Origin of the sequence: Brevibacterium sp. NPDC049920, assembly GCF_040656435.1 — a bacterium.
Taxonomy (GTDB): domain Bacteria; phylum Actinomycetota; class Actinomycetes; order Actinomycetales; family Brevibacteriaceae; genus Brevibacterium; species Brevibacterium pityocampae.
This window is the reverse complement of the sequence record NZ_JBFAMF010000002.1, coordinates 227,253-243,634: the sequence shown is the minus strand read 5'-3', so window position 1 is coordinate 243,634 and position 16,382 is coordinate 227,253. Positions and strand designations below refer to the sequence as shown.

Sequence of the window (16,382 nt, the reverse complement as noted above, 5' to 3'; positions counted from 1 at the left end):
AAAAGACTACTCGTCGGACGGCCCTTCCGCAGTGATCACTTCCGCCGGGAAGCGCTGCCGAGGCGACTCGCCATGCCGGTGTTCGCCTCCGACATGATCTCCTCGGTGGCCTATGCCCCGGACGAGATCCTCCTCGCGCTGTCCCTCTCGGGACTCGTCGCCCTCACCGTGTCGCCGTGGATCGGCCTCGCCGTCGGGATCGTCATCCTCGTCATCGTGGCGTGCTACCGGCTCAACCTCCAGGCCTACCCGTCCGGCGGCGGGGACTACGCGGTGGCGAGGACCAACCTCGGCACCCGGGCGGGCCTCGTCGTCGCCGCCTCACTGCTCGTCGACTTCGTCCTCACGCTCGCAGTGTCGATGACGGTGTTCGCCGGGTACATCGGTGCGATGATCCCCGAGGTCAAGCCGTACAAGGTGGCGATCGCCGTCGCGGGCATCCTCGTCGTCACCCTCGCCGGGCTGCGCGGCAGCGCGAGCATCCGCCGCATGCTCGCCGTCCCCACCTACCTGTTCGTCCTCGCGGTGCTCACCACCGTCGCCGTCGGCACCTACCGGGTGGCCACCGGCGACACCCCGGTCGCCGCGACGAGCGGATACGCGGTGCTGCCGGTCGACGAGGAGGACACCGCCCTCATGGGGCTCACGGCGGTGTTCATCGTGCTGCGGGCGTTCTCCTCGGGCTCGGTCGCGCTCGCCGGTGTGCAGACCGTCGCGACCGCGGTGCCCGGATTCCGGTCCCCGCGCGGGCGCAACGCCGGGATCACCCTGCTCATCACCGGTGCGCTCTCGGCCTGCATGCTCATCGGGCTGACCTGGCTGTCGGCGAGGATCGGCATCAAGTACGTCGCCGCCCCGACGGAGCAGCTCGTCGCCGAGGCCGGCCGGCCGATCGCCGCTGACTTCGAGCAGGATCCCGTCCTCGGCCAGCTCGCACAGGCGGTGTTCTCCGGCTTCCCCTTCATGTTCTACGTCGTCGCCGGGGTCGCCGCACTCGTCCTCCTCGTCGCCGCGAACACCTCGACCGAGGGCTTCCCAGGCCTGTCCTCCCGGCTCGCCCGCGACGGCTTCCTGCCGCGCCAGCTCGCCACCCGCGGCGACCGGCTGACGTTCTCCAACGGCATCCTCCTGCTCGCCGGAGCGGCGACCGTCCTCGTCATCGTGTTCGGCGCCTCGGTCCCGGATCTCATCGAGCTCTACCTCGTCGGCGTGTTCACGGCGTTCGTGCTCGGACAGCTCGGGATGATCCGGCACTGGACGGTGCGGATCCGGCGCATGGTGTCCTCCCCGGTGCGCCGTCGCATGCAGCTCAACCGCGTCGTCAACGGGATCGGGCTCGTCCTCACCGCCGGCGTCCTCACCGTCGTGCTCGTGACGAAGTTCACCGGCGGGGCGTGGATCGCGATCGCCGCGATCGCCGTGCTCTACGTCCTCATGGGTCTCATCCACCGCCACTACCGGCGGGTGGACTCCGAGCTCGCCCCCGACGAGGACGACGTCTCCGCCCGCACGCTGCCGTCGAACACCCGTGCGGTCGTCGTCGTCACCGACATCCACAAGCCGATGCTCCGGGCGCTGGCGTACGCCCGAGCGAGCCGGCCGACGTTCCTCGACGCGATCACCGTCGCCGTCGACGAGGAGGCCGCCGAGGCGCTCCAGGACCGCTGGGACCGGATGGACCTGCCCGTCCCGCTCACCATCCTCGACTCGCCCTACCGCGAGCTCGTCCGCCCGGTGATGAACCACGTCGCCGAGCTCCGTCGGCGCTCGCCGCGGGACCTCATCATCGTCTACCTCCCGCAGTACATCGTGGGACGCTGGTGGGAGAACGTGCTCCACAACCAGACCTCGCTGCGGCTCAAGTCGCGACTGCTGTTCGTGCCGAACGTCGTCGTCGCGACGGTGCCGTGGCGGCTCAGGTCCTTCACCCGGGCCCGGGAGCAGCTCCTGCGCCGGGCCGGGGACGTCGACGCCGAATCATTCAGGGAGCTGCATTGATGACCGACACCGGGGCCGAGGCGCCCGCCGAGCTCGTCCTCGAGATCACCGGGCAGGCCGCCGGCGGGGAGTCGATCGCCCGGCACGACGGTCGCGTCGTGTTCGTCACCGGGGGGATCCCCGGGGAGACGGTGCGCGTGCGCATCACCGAGGAGCGCACGCGGCTGCTGCGGGCCGAGGTCACGGCCGTGCTCGAGGCCTCCCCGCACCGGGTGGCCGACCGCCGGGCGGCGCTCGGTGCGGCCGGGGTGGGCGGCATCGAGTTCGCCCACGTCGCGCTCGCGCACTCGCGCGCGCTCAAGCAGCAGGCGGCCGCGGACCAGTTCACGCGCCTCGGGCGCCTCGACCGGGTGCCGGAGATCGCCGCGGCGCCCCGGGAGGCCGCCGGCGGGACCGGGCTCGACTGGCGCACCCGGGTGCAGCTCGCCGTCGACGAGCGCGGCCGGCCGGGGATGCTCGCCGCGCGCTCGCGCCGCGTCGTCCCGGTGGACACGCTGCCGCTCGCGGTGCCGGAGCTCGATGCGCTCGACCTGCACCGGCTGACGCTGCCCGGGATCTCCCGGCTCGAGCTCGCCGCCGGCAGCGGCGGGGGAGCGGTGGTCGCCCACGGACGACCGACCGGGGAGGCCGAGGACGCGCTGCAGGGCGCGCTCGCCGGCGCTGCGGGGGAGTGGAGCCTCCTCGTCCGCAGCCGGGGCGCCCGGCGGAACCGGGGCGGCCGCGCCCGGACGGAGCTGCGCCAGCTGACCGGCGACGGCCGGGTGCGGCACCGGGTCGCCGGGATCGACCGCGGGTTCGAGATCGCCGCGGACGGCTTCTGGCAGGTGCACGTCGACGCCGCGGCGGTGCTCGCGGAGCGGGTCGTCGCGGAGACCGCGGGCGCGCGCCGGGTGCTCGACCTCTACTGCGGGGCCGGTCTGTTCTCCGTCGCCGTCGCCGAGACCCACGGGATCCCCGTGACCGGGATCGAGGGGTCGGCGACGGCGATCGCGAGCGCCCGGGACGCCGCGGCGGGTCTGCCGCTGGAGTTCGGGGTCGCCCGCGTCGAGGAGCTGTCCGCGCTGCCGGAGGCCGACACCGTGGTGCTCGACCCGCCGCGCGCCGGTGTGGGGCCGGAGGTCGTGCGGCTGCTCCTCGACTCCTCGGCCCAGCGGATCGTCTACGTGTCGTGCGACGGGGCGACCTTCGCCCGGGACGCCCGCGCGCTCGTCGAGGGCGGATTCCGGCTCGTGCGCACCCGGGGCTTCGATCTGTTCCCGCTCACCGCCCACGCGGAGTTCCTCAGCGTCCTCGAGCGGTAGCGCTGCGCGGCCCGCGAGGGGCAGTGCTGCGCGGCGGGACACGACGGCACCCCGCCCGAGAGGCTCGGATGGGGCGCTGTGCTCGCGGCCCCGGCGGCAGGGTCCGGCCGAGCGGCGCGGCCTCAGCTGTAGGAGACGGCGTACCCGCGCTCGGGGGCCTTGGAGTCGAGCACCGCGACGACGATGAGGGCGACCCAGGTGAAGAGGAAGCCCCAGATGCCCCACCAGAAGGTCGAGCGGTTCTTGCCGCGGGCCACCTTGCGGCAGATCCACGCGAAGAGCAGGCCGAGCAGAAGCGCGCCGAACCCGAAGCCGGCGCCGAGAGTGATGGGATCCATGGGTTCCTCCTGTGGTCGGTCATGGGCGCGGGGTGCGCCGGCCGGCCCGGTCGGGGACGGCGTGTTCACTGCGTACAACGATTCTCGCGCCCCGGAAGATTCCGCACCCGGGGGTTTTCCCACCGATCGCACAGGGCCAGGCGGTCCCGCCGGACGAGGGGGAACCCGCTTCCGGACAGCCCAGGGGCGGTGGATACCGAGGGCCGAATGCGATACGATTTATCTTGACGTCAAGATATCTTCGGAAACATTTGTGTCACCTAATTCGGCGCAAAGGCCCCATCGGCCAGGTTTCCGAGCGAAACGGGTATCGCGTGCCAATGAACTTAAGGAGTCACGATGAGCAACGTCGACAGTTTCACGTCGAAGGGCACCCTGGAGGTCGGCAGCAAGTCCTATGAGATCTACCGTCTCTCGGCGGTCGAAGGATCGGAGAAGCTGCCGTTCAGCCTCAAGGTGCTGCTGGAGAACCTGCTGCGCACCGAGGACGGTGCCAACATCACCGCAGACCACATCACCGCGCTCGCCCAGTGGGATCCCGAGGCGGAGCCCGACACCGAGATCCAGTTCACCCCCGCCCGCGTCGTCATGCAGGACTTCACCGGCGTGCCGTGCATCGTCGACCTCGCCACGATGCGCGAGGCCGTCAAGGACCTCGGCGGCGACCCGGCGAAGATCAACCCGCTGGCTCCGGCCGAGCTCGTCATCGACCACTCGGTGCAGATCGACGCCTTCGGGTCCGAGGACGCCATCGAGCGCAACATGGACATCGAGTACCAGCGCAACGGTGAGCGCTACCAGTTCCTCCGCTGGGGCCAGACCGCGTTCGACGACTTCAAGGTCGTGCCCCCGGGCATGGGCATCGTCCACCAGGTCAACATCGAGTACCTCGCCCGCGTCGTCATGGCCCGCGAGGTCGGCGGCGTCACGCGCGCCTACCCGGACACCCTCGTCGGCACCGACTCGCACACGACGATGGTCAACGGCCTCGGCGTGCTCGGCTGGGGCGTCGGCGGCATCGAGGCCGAGGCCGCGATGCTCGGTCAGCCGGTCTCGATGCTCATCCCGCGCGTCGTCGGCTTCAAGCTCACCGGTGAGATCCCCTCGGGCGTGACCGCGACCGACGTCGTGCTCACGATCACCGACATGCTCCGCCAGCACGGCGTGGTGGGCAAGTTCGTCGAGTTCTACGGCCAGGGCGTGGGCTCCGTGCCGCTCGCCAACCGTGCGACGATCGGCAACATGAGCCCCGAGTTCGGCTCGACCGCCGCGATGTTCCCGATCGACGACGTCACCGTCGAGTACCTCAAGCTCACCGGCCGCTCCGAGGAGCAGATCGCGCTCGTCGAGGCCTACGCCAAGGAGCAGGGCCTGTGGCACGATCCGAACGCCGAGATCGCGTACTCGGAGTACCTCGAGCTCGACCTGTCCACCGTGGTGCCCTCGATCTCCGGGCCCAAGCGTCCGCAGGACCGCATCGAGCTCACCGACGCCAAGTCGCAGTTCGCCAAGGACATCCACAACTACGTGGGTCCCGGCGACGAGGCCAAGTCGGCCGCGGTGTCGATGCCCGACGGCCGCAGCTTCGACCTGGCCAACGGTGCGGTGGCGATCGCCTCGATCACCTCGTGCACGAACACCTCGAACCCCTCGGTGATGATGGCCGCCGGTCTGCTCGCGCGCAACGCGCGGGAGAAGGGCCTCAACTCGAAGCCGTGGGTCAAGACCTCGATCGCCCCGGGCTCGAAGGTCGTCACCGACTACTACACGAAGGCCGGCCTCATCGACGACCTCGAGGCGCTGAACTTCTTCGTCGTCGGCTACGGCTGCACCACGTGCATCGGCAACTCCGGCCCGCTCGAGAACGAGATCTCCGAAGCGATCCAGGACAACGACCTCTCCGTCACCGCGGTGCTCTCCGGCAACCGCAACTTCGAGGGTCGCATCAGCCCGGACGTCAAGATGAACTACCTGGCCTCGCCGCCGCTCGTCATCGCCTACGCGCTGGCCGGCACCATGGACTTCGACTTCGAGAACCAGCCGCTGGGCCAGGACTCCGAGGGCGCGGACGTCTACCTCAAGGACATCTGGCCGAGCCCGGAGGAGATCCAGTCGGTCATCGACTCCTCGATCGACACCGAGATGTTCGACACCGAGTACGGCACGATCTTCGAGGGCGACGCCCGCTGGCAGCAGCTCGACACGCCCGAGGGCAACACCTTCGAGTGGGACCCGAACTCGACGTACGTGCGCAAGCCCACGTACTTCGACGGGATGACCAAGGAGACCTCGCCGGTCGAGGACATCTCCGGGGCGCGCGTGCTCGCGCTGCTCGGGGACTCGGTCACCACCGACCACATCTCCCCGGCGGGCTCCTTCAAGGCCGACACCCCGGCCGGCAAGTACCTGGTGGAGCACGGTGTGGAGCGCAAGGACTTCAACTCCTACGGCTCGCGCCGCGGCAACCACGAGGTGATGATCCGCGGCACCTTCGCCAACATCCGGCTGCAGAACCTGCTGCTCGACGGCGTGCAGGGCGGCTTCACCCGCGACTTCACGCAGGAGGGCGGCCCGCAGACGACGATCTACGACGCCTCGGTGAACTACCAGGAGCAGGGCATCCCGCTCGTCGTGCTCGGCGGCAAGGAGTACGGCACCGGCTCCTCGCGCGACTGGGCGGCGAAGGGCACCAAGCTGCTCGGCGTGTCCGCGGTCATCGCGCAGAGCTTCGAGCGGATCCACCGCTCGAACCTCATCGGCATGGGCGTGCTGCCGCTGCAGTTCCCCGCCGGCGAGTCCGCCGAGACCCTGGGCCTCGACGGCACCGAGACCTTCGACATCTCCGGGGTCACGGCGCTCAACGAGGGCTCCACCCCGAAGACGGTCAAGGTCACCGCGAAGAAGGGCGGCGGCGACACCGTCGAGTTCGACGCGGTGGTCCGGATCGACACCCCGGGTGAGGCCGACTACTACCGCAACGGCGGCATCCTGCAGTACGTGCTGCGCTCGCTCGTCGAGAACTGATCGCCTGCGCTGAGGCGCAGACGGCCGCGGGCCGGGGATCCTTCGGGATCCCCGGCCCGCGGTCTATTCACGGGTGGGCGGGGGAGGTGAAAGCGAGCCCCTGCCGAAACCGTACCGGTAACGGTACACTATTGACATTGCGAGGGGGTGTGTCCATGAGCTACCGACATGATCTGTGGGAAATCGCCGCAGAGCGGCACGGCATCGTCACCGTGGTCGAGGCCGAGGACGCGGGTGTGCCTGCGGTCGAGGTGCGCAAGCTCGCGCATCGCGGCGCGCTGCGGCCCTACGGCAAGGGCGTGTACGCGCACCGAGACATTCCGATCACCGTGTTCACCGAACCGGCGGCAGCAGTCGCGCTGGCCGGCCGGGGCGCGTTCCTCCACCGCGAAGCCGTGCTCGACCTCGTGGGGTTGGGACACTTCAACCCGCGCCGTATCCGGGTGGGCACCCGCCGTCGGGTGCGCCGGTCGCTGCCGGACTGGATGGAGCTCGAGGCGCGCACGGAGATCCCAGACGACGATCTCACAGAGCACGAGGGCATCCCGGGCACCACTGTCCGGCGCGCACTGGAGGACATGCGGTACCGGATGCCGCCGGACCGCTGGACGGCGCTCGTCGCTGAGGCCCGTCGTCGCGAGCTCATCGCGGAACGGGACTTCACCGACCCGTCGAGCAGGAGCGTCGGCGCATGAGAGCCGTGACCCCGCCGCTGAACGGCGCACAGCTCAACCGCCGACTCGCGGACATCGCGCGCGAGCAGCGAGTTACCATCGCCCGCGTCCGCCTGATGCTCTGCACTCTCGTCGTGTCGCAGATGTTGCCCGACGCCGTGGCGATCAAAGGAGGAATGGGGATCAAACTGAGGATGGGAGAGCGCGGCACTCGGGCCACCGCCGATCTGGATGTCTCCACCCGGGACCGGGGTGCGAGCTTCGAGGAGGAGTTCCGTGCGCGGCTGGCCCACGGCTGGGGCGCGGTGCCCGCCTCGACGAGAGCTCTGCGCGCGAACCCCGAAGCGCCGGACCGCGTGGCGTTCACCGGCGCGCTGCGGCTCGGACGGGTGCACGATCCCGGGCTCGCCCGACCTCAGTACGTCATGCATCCCTACCGGGTCACACTGTCGTTCCTCGGCCGGGAATGGGCCGGACTGGACGTCGAGGTGTCCGACCCAGAGATCGAACCCCGTGCTCACTCCCGACGGAGTATCGACGGCGAGCTCGCCGAACTCGGCGCAGTATTCGGCTTCGGCGAGCTGCGGCCGGTCGAACTCATCGACCTGGAGCACCAGATCGCACAGAAGATCCACGCAGTGACGGACCCCGACTTCGTCCGAGCGCACGACCTGGTCGACCTGCAGCTGCTGTGGGAGGCCGGTCCGAACCCGACCGACGTACGGCGGCTCTGTGTGCGCACCTTCGAGCTCCGTCGCGCACAGCAGTGGCCGCCGCTTCCGCTGCGGCCGATGGACGACTGGGGAGTCGCCTACGACGAAGCGCGTCAGGAGACGGAGGTCGACGGCAGCACACCGGTACTGGTCGACATCGCCGCCGCGCGGGAGTGGCTCGAGCGGGTGATCACGGAGATCGAGTCCCGCGCTTCGACGTGAACGCCACCCGATTGCAGGCGGACGAGCAGGCCACCATGCGCCGCCGCGACCGCCGCGATTCCGGGGCCGCCCTCACCCGATCCGGTAGGAGCGGTAGGGCATGATGCCGTCGAGGAGCCGGGATTCGAGGAGCGTGAGCCTGCCGGGGGCGCAGTCGGCGGGGAACAGGCGCCGGCCGCGCCCCTGCGCCCAGGGGTACTCGTAGAGCCGGATCTCATCGACCAGCCCGGCGCGCAGCAGCGCGTGGCACACGGAGATGCTCCCGGTGATGACGATGTCGCCGCCGTCGCGCACCCGCAGCTCGCGGACCGCGGCGAGCGGGTCGCGCACGACCGTCGTGTTCTGCCACCCGGGCTCGGTGAGCGTGCGGGAGACGACGACCTTGTCGACGGAGTCGAGGTAGTCCGAGATCCCCGCCGCATCGTCGGCGCCCGGCCAATACCCGCGGAAGTCCTCGAAGGTGCACCGGCCGAGCAGCACGAGGTCGCAGGCGCCGTCCTGCTCCTGGTTGAGCTCGAACAGCTCCCCGGTCTCCGGCATCCCGGACGGGTCGAACCAATCGTCGAGCATCTCGATCGAGCCGTCCGCGGTGATGTTCTGGGTGATGACGACCGAGCGCATGGGGTCCTCCAGTGGTCGGGGTGCGTCGCTGCTCCTCCCAGTGTGCGCCTCGGCCGCGGTCCGCCGTGATCCGATCCTGCGCACATCGCGCATCGCACACCCCGCCATGCCCCGCAGCCTGGGCGTCCACCCAGGGAGCGGGCAGTAGGATTGCTACGCTTGGACGAACATTTCGACAGTCGTGCCCCTACCCGGCGCACCCGAAGGAGCGAACCCGCGAATGACTTTCCTGGAGACCATCTCCTCCCCGGCGGACCTCAAAGCGCTGTCGGAGGCCGAGTGCCAGGTCCTCACCAAGGAGATCCGCGACACGCTCATCACCACCGTCGCCGGCACCGGCGGGCACCTGGGGCCGAACCTCGGGGTCGTCGAGCTCACCACCGCGATCCACCGCGTGTTCGACTCACCGTGCGACACGATCCTCTTCGACGTCGGCCACCAGACCTACGTCCACAAGCTCCTCACCGGTCGCTACGCGCAGTTCGACACGCTGCGCCAGCGCGACGGGCTCTCCGGCTACCCCTCGCGGGCCGAGAGCGAGCACGACATCATCGAGAACTCCCACGCCTCGGCGGCCCTGTCCTGGGGCGACGGCATCGCCAAGGCCCACCAGCTCAAAGGCGAGTCCGAGCGCAGCGTCGTCGTCGTCATCGGCGACGGGGCACTGACCGGCGGCATGGCCTGGGAGGCGCTCAACAACATCGCCGCCGACAGCTCCCAGCCGCCGCGCCGCCTCATCATCGTCGTCAACGACAACGGCCGCTCCTACGCACCCACCGTCGGCGGGTTCGCCGCACACCTCGACTCGCTGCGCGCGAGCTCGAACTACGAGAAGCTGCTGAGCTGGGGGCGCGACCGCCTGCAGCAGTCCGGTCCTCCCGGGCGCGCCGCCTACACCGCGATGCACGGGATGAAGAAGGGTCTCAAGGACATGGTCGCGGCACCGGCGACCGGGATGTTCGACGAGCTCGGGATCAAGTACCTCGGCCCCGTCGACGGCCACGACCTCGAGAGCATGGAGAAGGCACTGACCCGGGCGAAGAACTTCGACCAGGGCCCGATCATCGTCCACGCGATCACCCAGAAGGGCCACGGCTACGCCCCGGCGATCGAGGACGAGGCCGACCAGTTCCACGCCGTCGGCGTCATCGACCCGCTGACCGGCCGCTCCCAGCCCTCGACGGGCACCTCGTGGACCTCGGTGTTCGGCTCCGAGATCGTCGAGATCGCCCGCACCCGCACCGACCTCGTCGCGATCACCGCCGCCATGCTCATCCCCGTGGGCCTGGAGAAGTTCGCCGCCGAGTTCCCCGAGCGGGTGTTCGACGTCGGCATCGCCGAGCAGCACGCCGTCGCCTCGGCCGCGGGCCTGTCCTACGGCGGGCTCCACCCGGTCGTGTGCCTCTACGCGACGTTCCTCAACCGCGCCTTCGACCAGCTCCTCATGGACGTCGCGCTCCACCGCCAGGGCGTGACCTTCGTGCTCGACCGGGCCGGCGTCACCGGCCCCGACGGCGCCAGCCACCACGGCATCTGGGACATGGCGATGCTCCAGATCGTGCCCGGGCTGCAGCTCGCCGCCCCGCGCGACGCCACCCGCCTGGCCGAGGAGTTCCGCGAGGCCGTCGAGGTGTCCGACGCCCCGACCGTCGTGCGGTTCTCCCGTGGCACCGTCGGCACCGAGATCGCGGCCCTGCGCCGCACCGTCGACGGCGTCGACGTGCTCGCTGAGACGCCCGCGAGCCTGCCCGCCGACGTCCTCATCGTGTCCGTCGGCGCGCTCGCCGATCGCGCGCTCGCCGTGTCGGAGGCACTCCGCGCCCAGGGCATCGGCACCACCGTGGTCGACCCCCGCTGGGTGCTGCCCGTGCCGGAGTCGGTGCTCGACATGGGCAAGGAGCACGCGCTCGTCGCTGTCATCGAGGACGGGGTGAAGATCGGCGGCATCGGCTCGCAGATCCGCCAGGACCTCCGCGACGACGACTCCCGCACCGGAGTGCTCGAGCTCGGCGTGCCCGACGAGTTCCTGCCCCACGGCACCCGGGATGAGATCCTCGAGTACGCCGGCCTCGCGGTGCCGGACATGGTCGACAAGATCCTGAGGATCCTCCCGGCCGACATCGTCGACCGCGTCGAGCGCACCGCGACCCGCACCGGCTGACCCGCCGGAGACGTCGACCCGATCAGTCCCGGTCGGCCGCGGCGGCGGCCCGGGCGAGGACTCCGGCCGTCGCTTCGATCTGCCAGGGCCGGGCGCCGCGCTCGGCGAGGAACGCCGCGACGGCCTGTTCGTCCCCGATGGTGCGCCGGCCGGCGAGAGTCTTGACGTGGCGCGGGGTGAGGACGACCTCGTGCGGCATCCGCAGGTCCCGCGCGACCTCCTGGACGGCGGGCTTCATGAGATCGAGGCGCACCTTGACGCGATTCCGGTCGACCTCGGCGGGTGCCTCGGCATCCGCCGAGCGGCGATCGGGGAGCTCGGCCTCGGGCAGGGCGTCGGCATCGCTCAGGGCCTTGTGCCAGCGCAGGCGCGCCGAGCGGTCCATCCCGGGCACGCCCGGGACGCGCCGCAGGTCGTCGGGAGTGCGGGCATCGATGCCGACGAGTGCGATGAGGTGGCGGTCGCGCAGGATCTGGCTCGGTGCGAGGTCCTGCGCGGCGGCGACCCGGTCCCGGGCCGTCCACAGGGACCGGACGCGGGCCAGGCCGCGGCGGGATTTCACCGAGCCCAGGCCCTGCACGCGGCGCCACGGCTCCGCGTAGACGTTGGGGGTGAAGTCGAGGAGGTGGTCGAACTCCTGCTGCGCGAACTCGGCCTTGCCGGTCTCCTGGAGCTGCGCCTGGAGGATGTCGCTGACCTCGATGAGGAGCTCGACGTCGAGCGCGGCGTAGGTCAGCCAGTCGGGCGGCAGCGGACGGCGCGACCAGTCGACGTTCGAGTGCTCCTTCGCCAGGCGGACGCCGAGGGTCTCGCCGACGACCGCGGCGAGTCCGAAGCGTTCGAAGTCGAGCATGCGCGCGGCGAGCTCGGTGTCGAACAGGGCGTCGGGGCGCATCCCGCGCTCGGCGAGGCAGGGGAGGTCCTGGGTCGAGGCGTGGAGCACCCATTCGGCGCCGCGCAGGGCGTCGTCGACCGTGGACAGGTCCGGCAGCGCCTCGGGATCGATGAGGATCGTCCCGGCGCCCGCGCGGCGCAGCTGGATGAGGAAGGCGCGCCCGCCGTAGCGGATGCCCGAGGCGCGCTCGGCGTCGACGGCCACCGCACCGGTGCCGGCGGCCAGGTCGCGGACCGCCGTGGCGAGGGCATCCGGGGTGTCGACGATGTCGGGCACCCCGTCCGCGGGGGCGGACAGCAGCGGCAGGGATTCGTCGGTGTGGTGGGAGCTCACCGGCGGCGCCCCGGCAGGGGAGTGACGCCCTCGGGCAGCGGTGGGAGGCCGGCGACGGTGCACAGGAGGTCGATCCACGCGGTCAGGTGGTCGGCGATCTCCTCCGGCTCCTCCATCACCGGGGTCCACGAGCCCCGGAACTCGAGGTCGATCGTCGACGGACGCCCGGCGAGCGTGCCGAAGCTCTCCGAGAGCACGCGGGTGGTGGTGCCGCCGATGCTGCGCACCTCGCAGCCGTTCGTCTCGAGGGCCTCGGTGAGCCAGGACCAGGCGACGGAGCCGAGCATGGCCTCGTGGCCGAGCTCGTGCTCGAGCTCCGCGCGGATGTAGCTCACCACTCGGAACTCCCCGTCCCACTCGCTCGGACGGTCGGGGTCGTAGAGGACGACGACGCGTCCGGTGGCGAGCTCGTCGACGTCGTCGTCGGCGGGCACGACCGGGTGGTCCTCGGCGCGGACCTCGGCCCCGAGGGCGAGGGCGTAGGGGGCGAGCTTGCCCGGGGCCGGGATCTCGGAGATCGACACGTGGGGGCGGCCGGTCACCTCGCGGAGCACGGTCGAGGCACGCGCGAACGGTTCGGGCGTGCGATTGAGCGGAGACGGGATGACCACGAGTCCAGGGTAGGCAACGCCGCGGACATGTCCTAGCATCCACGCCGATGCGCCGGGCGGCGGGAATTCCGGACCCGGTGCGCGGCGTTGGGGGAGCGAGGGCACCCCTCGAACCGAGGGCACCCCTCGAACCATCCGTCCAGCCGCTGCGAAGGAGACCGCACCCGTGAACCAGCTCGACCCCGAGGCGTTCAAGCACGCGTTCCGTCATCACCCCGCCGGGGTGGCGGTGATCAGCGCGGCCTCACCGGACGGGCCGGTCGGTCTCACGGTGTCGAGCGTGGCCAGCGTGTCCGCGGCGCCGCCGGCGCTGCTGTTCTCCGTGACCTCGCGGCGCGGCTCGGCCTCCCGCGTGCTCGCGGCTCCGTCCTTCGTCGTCAACCTGCTCAGCGCCGACCAGGTCGAGATCGCCCGGTCCTTCGCCGTGCCCGGTGCTCCGCGCTTCACCCCCGAGCAGGGCTGGCGCACCCTGCCGGGCGGCGAGCCGGTGCTGCCCGGGGTGCACGCCGCCCTCCTGTGCGAGCACCTCGAGCACGTCGAGGTGGGGGAGTCGATCGTGGTCGTCGCCGCGGTCCGCGAGATCCTCGCCGACGCGCCGCGTCCTCCGCTCGTCTATGTCGACCGCACCTTCCACGCCCTCACCGCCGACACCCCGTTGCCCTGAGCGGCGCCTCGGCGCCCGATCCCGGAACCGGCGGTGCGGGCGGCCCCGCTCTGAGACGGGCGGTCCTGCGGTACGACACGGTTTCTTCCGGCCGCGCGCAGATGAGACCATGGAGCAATGGCTTCGACTCTCGTACGCGCTGCCCTCTCGCAGCCGGTTGATCACACCCCCGTCTGGTTCATGCGGCAGGCCGGTCGCTCCCTCCCCGAGTACCGGGAGCTCCGGAAGGGCAACGCGATGCTCGAGGCGTGCCGCACCCCGGACCTCGTCACCGAGATCACCCTGCAGCCGGTCCGTCGGCACGGCGTGGACGCCGCGATCTTCTTCTCCGACATCGTCGTCCCGCTCCAGGCCGCCGGTGTCGACGTCGTCATCGAGCCCGGGGTCGGACCCGTCATCAGCACCCCCGTGCGCACCCGCGCCGACCTCGACCGGCTGCCCGAGCTCGACGCCGAGGCGCTGTCCGACATCACCGAATCCGTCACCCGGATCGTCGCGGAGCTCGGCGACACCCCGCTCATCGGGTTCGCCGGCGCGCCGTTCACGGTGGCGAGCTACCTCATCGAGGGCGGGCCGAGCCGCAACCACGAGAAGACCAAGGCGATGATGCTCGGGGATCCGGAGCTGTTCTCCGCGATCCTCGCCAAGCTCGGCCGGATGTCGGCGACCTTCATCGACGTGCAGCTGTCCGCCGGCGCCCGCGCCTTCCAGCTCTTCGATTCCTGGGCCGGTTACCTCGGCCCGCAGGACTACCGCGCCGCTGTGCTCCCGCACTCGCAGGAGGTGTTCGCAGCGCTGAGCCGCCACGACGTCCCGAGCTTCCACTTCGGTGTGCAGACCGGGGAGCTGCTGGCCCCGATGTCCGAGGCCGGCTCCACCGTCATGGGGGTGGACTTCCGCGTCGACCTCGCCGCTGCCTCGGCCCGGGTGCAGCCCGGTCAGGCGCTCCAGGGCAACCTCGACCCGGCGATGCTGTTCGCCCCGTGGGAGGTGCTGCGGCCGCGCGTGGAGCAGATCGTGCGCGCCGGTCTCGACCATCCGGGCGGCCACGTCTTCAACCTCGGCCACGGGGTGCTGCCGGCCACCGACCCCGCCGTCCCCGGCCTCGTCGTCGAGGAGGTCCACCGGGTGTCCCGTGAGGTCCTCGCCGAGCGCCGGGACGCCTCGGGGGCCGGGGACAGCACGGCCCGGGTCGATCCGGCCGCGGAGGCGGGCGACCGCCGGTGAGCACCGCCGCTGTCGTCGGGGGCGGGATCTCCGGCCTCGTCGCCGCCCACCGGCTCATCAGCACCCGGCCCGGCACCGCGGTCACCGTGTACGAGGCCTCGGACCGGCTGGGCGGGTGCCTGCGCGGCTCCGACCTGAACGGCCATGCGCCCGCCGGTGCCGACGTCGGTGCCGAGGCGAGCCTGTACGTCCGCCCGGAGACCGTGGGCCTGTGCCGCGAGCTCGGCCTCGAACTCGAGTTCCCGTCCCGCGCGCACTCCTCCCGCATCCACGCCCACGGCGCCATGCACGCGATCCCGGCCGGCACCCTCATGGGCGTGCCCGCCGACCCGCAGGCACTCGCAGGCCTGCTCACCGAGTCCGAGATCGTCCGGGTGAGCGAGGAGCAGCTCACCGCGCCGGCCGCCGGCGACGTGTCGGTGGGCGGTTTCCTCGCAGCCCGGCTCGGCGACGCGCTCGTCGACACCGTGGTCGACCCGCTGCTCGGCGGCGTGTACGCCGGACGCTGCCGCGACCTCTCCCTCGCCGCGACGATCCCCGCGCTCCTGCCCGCGGCCCGGGCCGGCACCCCGGTCCTCGACGCCGTCGCCGAGGTGCTCCGCGCGCGGGCCGCCGGGCGCGCGGCGACGCCGGGGGCGAACGTCCCCGGCTCCCAGCCCGCCGAGGCGCCGCCCGTGTTCATGTCGCTGCGCGGTGGGATGAACCGCCTCGTCACCGCGCTCGCCGAGCACCTCGCGCAGTCCGGGGTCGAGTTCCGGCTCGGGGCTCCGGTGCGCGCCGTGCGACAGGCCGGCGGCGGCACCTGGGCCGTCGAGAGCGTGAGCGGCGGAGTCGAGGAGTTCGACGCTCTCGTCCTCGCCGTGCCCGCGCACGCCGCGACCGGTCTGCTCGCCGGGGTCGACGCGGAGATCGCGGGGATCATCGGGGGAGTGGACCATGCGAGCTCCGCCGTGGTCACCGTCGTCATCGACGTCGCCGAGGCCCCGCTCGAGGGCTCCGGCTTCCTCGTCCCTCCCACGGAGACCGCGTTCATCAAGGCCTCGACCTACGCCTCGAACAAGTGGCCGTGGCTCGCGGCGCTGCTGCCCGCGGACACCGCCGTGGTGCGGATGAGCGTCGGCCGGTTCGGCGACGACCCGGACGCGTGGGAGCCGCTGCCCGACGAGGAGCTCGCCGCCCGGGCGATCGCGGACTGGCGGCGCATCACCGGCCGGGCCGCGCCCGTCCTCCACTCCGAGGTGCAGCGGTGGACCGCGGCGCTGCCCCAGTACACGCCCGGCCACCTCGAGCGCACCGCACGCATCGACGCGGTGCTCGCCGGCATCCCGGGCCTCGCGCTCGTCGGTTCCGCCTACGACGGGGTCGGGATCCCCGCCTGCATCGCGCGGGCGGAGAAGGAGATCGCCCGGCTCACCGGCGGCCCGCCGCCGTGATCGTGCCGAGCCGGCTGCGCCCGCCGGCACTGCGCTCACCCGCACTGCGCTCACCCGCACGGAGCTCACCGGCACTGAGCGTGTGCACACTGCGCACGTGCCGGCTGAGCACGGAGACACCGCCCCCGCACCATCAGCAGACCTGAGCGACGGACACCACCACGAGG

General features: G+C 71.6%; 13 protein-coding genes. 9 read left to right on the top strand and 4 right to left on the bottom strand.

Annotated elements, in window-relative coordinates:
* Positions 1 to 72 precede the first annotated feature (72 nt).
* Both AB0I45_RS02920 and AB0I45_RS02915 read left to right on the top strand, forming a co-directional pair.
* Positions 73 to 1,998 carry an APC family permease gene (locus AB0I45_RS02920; protein WP_295687365.1) on the top strand — a complete coding sequence of 642 codons (1,926 nt, stop codon included), beginning with the start codon at positions 73 to 75 and terminating at the stop codon, positions 1,996 to 1,998.
* Complete coding sequence (locus AB0I45_RS02915) at positions 1,998 to 3,299, top strand: TRAM domain-containing protein (RefSeq protein ID WP_295687362.1); 1,302 nt, start codon at positions 1,998 to 2,000, stop codon at positions 3,297 to 3,299. The genes AB0I45_RS02920 and AB0I45_RS02915 overlap by 1 nt, the downstream gene beginning before the upstream one ends.
* A 122-nt stretch (positions 3,300 to 3,421) precedes the next feature.
* Here the strand turns inward: AB0I45_RS02915 and AB0I45_RS02910 are convergent, their stop codons facing one another.
* A complete protein-coding gene (locus tag AB0I45_RS02910; protein ID WP_265808761.1) occupies positions 3,422 to 3,637 on the bottom strand; it encodes a hypothetical protein in 216 nt (71 codons plus the stop codon).
* A 339-nt stretch (positions 3,638 to 3,976) separates the two neighbouring features.
* Between AB0I45_RS02910 and acnA the strand changes: the two genes are divergently transcribed.
* The 3 genes from acnA (at position 3,977) to AB0I45_RS02895 (ending at position 8,270) form a co-directional block, all read left to right on the top strand.
* Positions 3,977 to 6,661, top strand: coding sequence for an aconitate hydratase AcnA (gene acnA, locus AB0I45_RS02905; protein WP_295687360.1), 2,685 nt, complete (start codon positions 3,977 to 3,979; stop codon positions 6,659 to 6,661).
* A gap of 155 nt (positions 6,662 to 6,816) precedes the next feature.
* Positions 6,817 to 7,356, top strand: coding sequence for a type IV toxin-antitoxin system AbiEi family antitoxin domain-containing protein (locus tag AB0I45_RS02900; protein ID WP_265808763.1), 540 nt, complete (start codon positions 6,817 to 6,819; stop codon positions 7,354 to 7,356).
* Positions 7,353 to 8,270 carry a nucleotidyl transferase AbiEii/AbiGii toxin family protein gene (locus tag AB0I45_RS02895; RefSeq protein ID WP_295687358.1) on the top strand — a complete coding sequence of 306 codons (918 nt, stop codon included), beginning with the start codon at positions 7,353 to 7,355 and terminating at the stop codon, positions 8,268 to 8,270. The genes AB0I45_RS02900 and AB0I45_RS02895 overlap by 4 nt, the downstream gene beginning before the upstream one ends.
* A 72-nt stretch (positions 8,271 to 8,342) precedes the next feature.
* Here the strand turns inward: AB0I45_RS02895 and AB0I45_RS02890 are convergent, their stop codons facing one another.
* A complete protein-coding gene (locus AB0I45_RS02890) occupies positions 8,343 to 8,891 on the bottom strand; it encodes a dihydrofolate reductase family protein (RefSeq protein WP_265808765.1) in 549 nt (182 codons plus the stop codon).
* A 220-nt stretch (positions 8,892 to 9,111) separates the two neighbouring features.
* Between AB0I45_RS02890 and dxs the strand changes: the two genes are divergently transcribed.
* Positions 9,112 to 11,052, top strand: a complete 1,941-nt coding sequence (gene dxs, locus AB0I45_RS02885) for a 1-deoxy-D-xylulose-5-phosphate synthase (protein ID WP_295687351.1) — start codon at positions 9,112 to 9,114, stop codon at positions 11,050 to 11,052.
* 22 nt (positions 11,053 to 11,074) lie between these two features.
* Here the strand turns inward: dxs and AB0I45_RS02880 are convergent, their stop codons facing one another.
* Together AB0I45_RS02880 and AB0I45_RS02875 are read right to left on the bottom strand one after the other, a co-directional pair.
* Complete coding sequence (locus tag AB0I45_RS02880; RefSeq protein ID WP_295687349.1) at positions 11,075 to 12,280, bottom strand: HRDC domain-containing protein; 1,206 nt, start codon at positions 12,278 to 12,280, stop codon at positions 11,075 to 11,077.
* Positions 12,277 to 12,891, bottom strand: a complete 615-nt coding sequence (locus AB0I45_RS02875; protein ID WP_137319916.1) for a DUF3000 domain-containing protein — start codon at positions 12,889 to 12,891, stop codon at positions 12,277 to 12,279. The genes AB0I45_RS02880 and AB0I45_RS02875 overlap by 4 nt, the downstream gene beginning before the upstream one ends.
* Positions 12,892 to 13,057: 166 nt before the next feature.
* Here AB0I45_RS02875 and AB0I45_RS02870 point away from each other — a divergent pair, with 166 nt between their 5' ends.
* The 3 genes from AB0I45_RS02870 (at position 13,058) to hemG (ending at position 16,215) form a co-directional block, all read left to right on the top strand.
* A complete protein-coding gene (locus AB0I45_RS02870) occupies positions 13,058 to 13,555 on the top strand; it encodes a flavin reductase family protein (protein ID WP_137319915.1) in 498 nt (165 codons plus the stop codon).
* Positions 13,556 to 13,672: 117 nt separating this feature from the next.
* Positions 13,673 to 14,782 (top strand): uroporphyrinogen decarboxylase, encoded by a 1,110-nt coding sequence (gene hemE / locus AB0I45_RS02865; RefSeq protein ID WP_295687341.1) that lies wholly within the window; start codon positions 13,673 to 13,675, stop codon positions 14,780 to 14,782.
* Positions 14,779 to 16,215: a protoporphyrinogen oxidase gene (gene hemG / locus AB0I45_RS02860; protein WP_360316601.1), complete on the top strand. Its 1,437-nt coding sequence runs from the start codon at positions 14,779 to 14,781 to the stop codon at positions 16,213 to 16,215. Before hemE ends, hemG begins: the two co-directional genes overlap by 4 nt.
* Positions 16,216 to 16,382 lie beyond the last annotated feature (167 nt).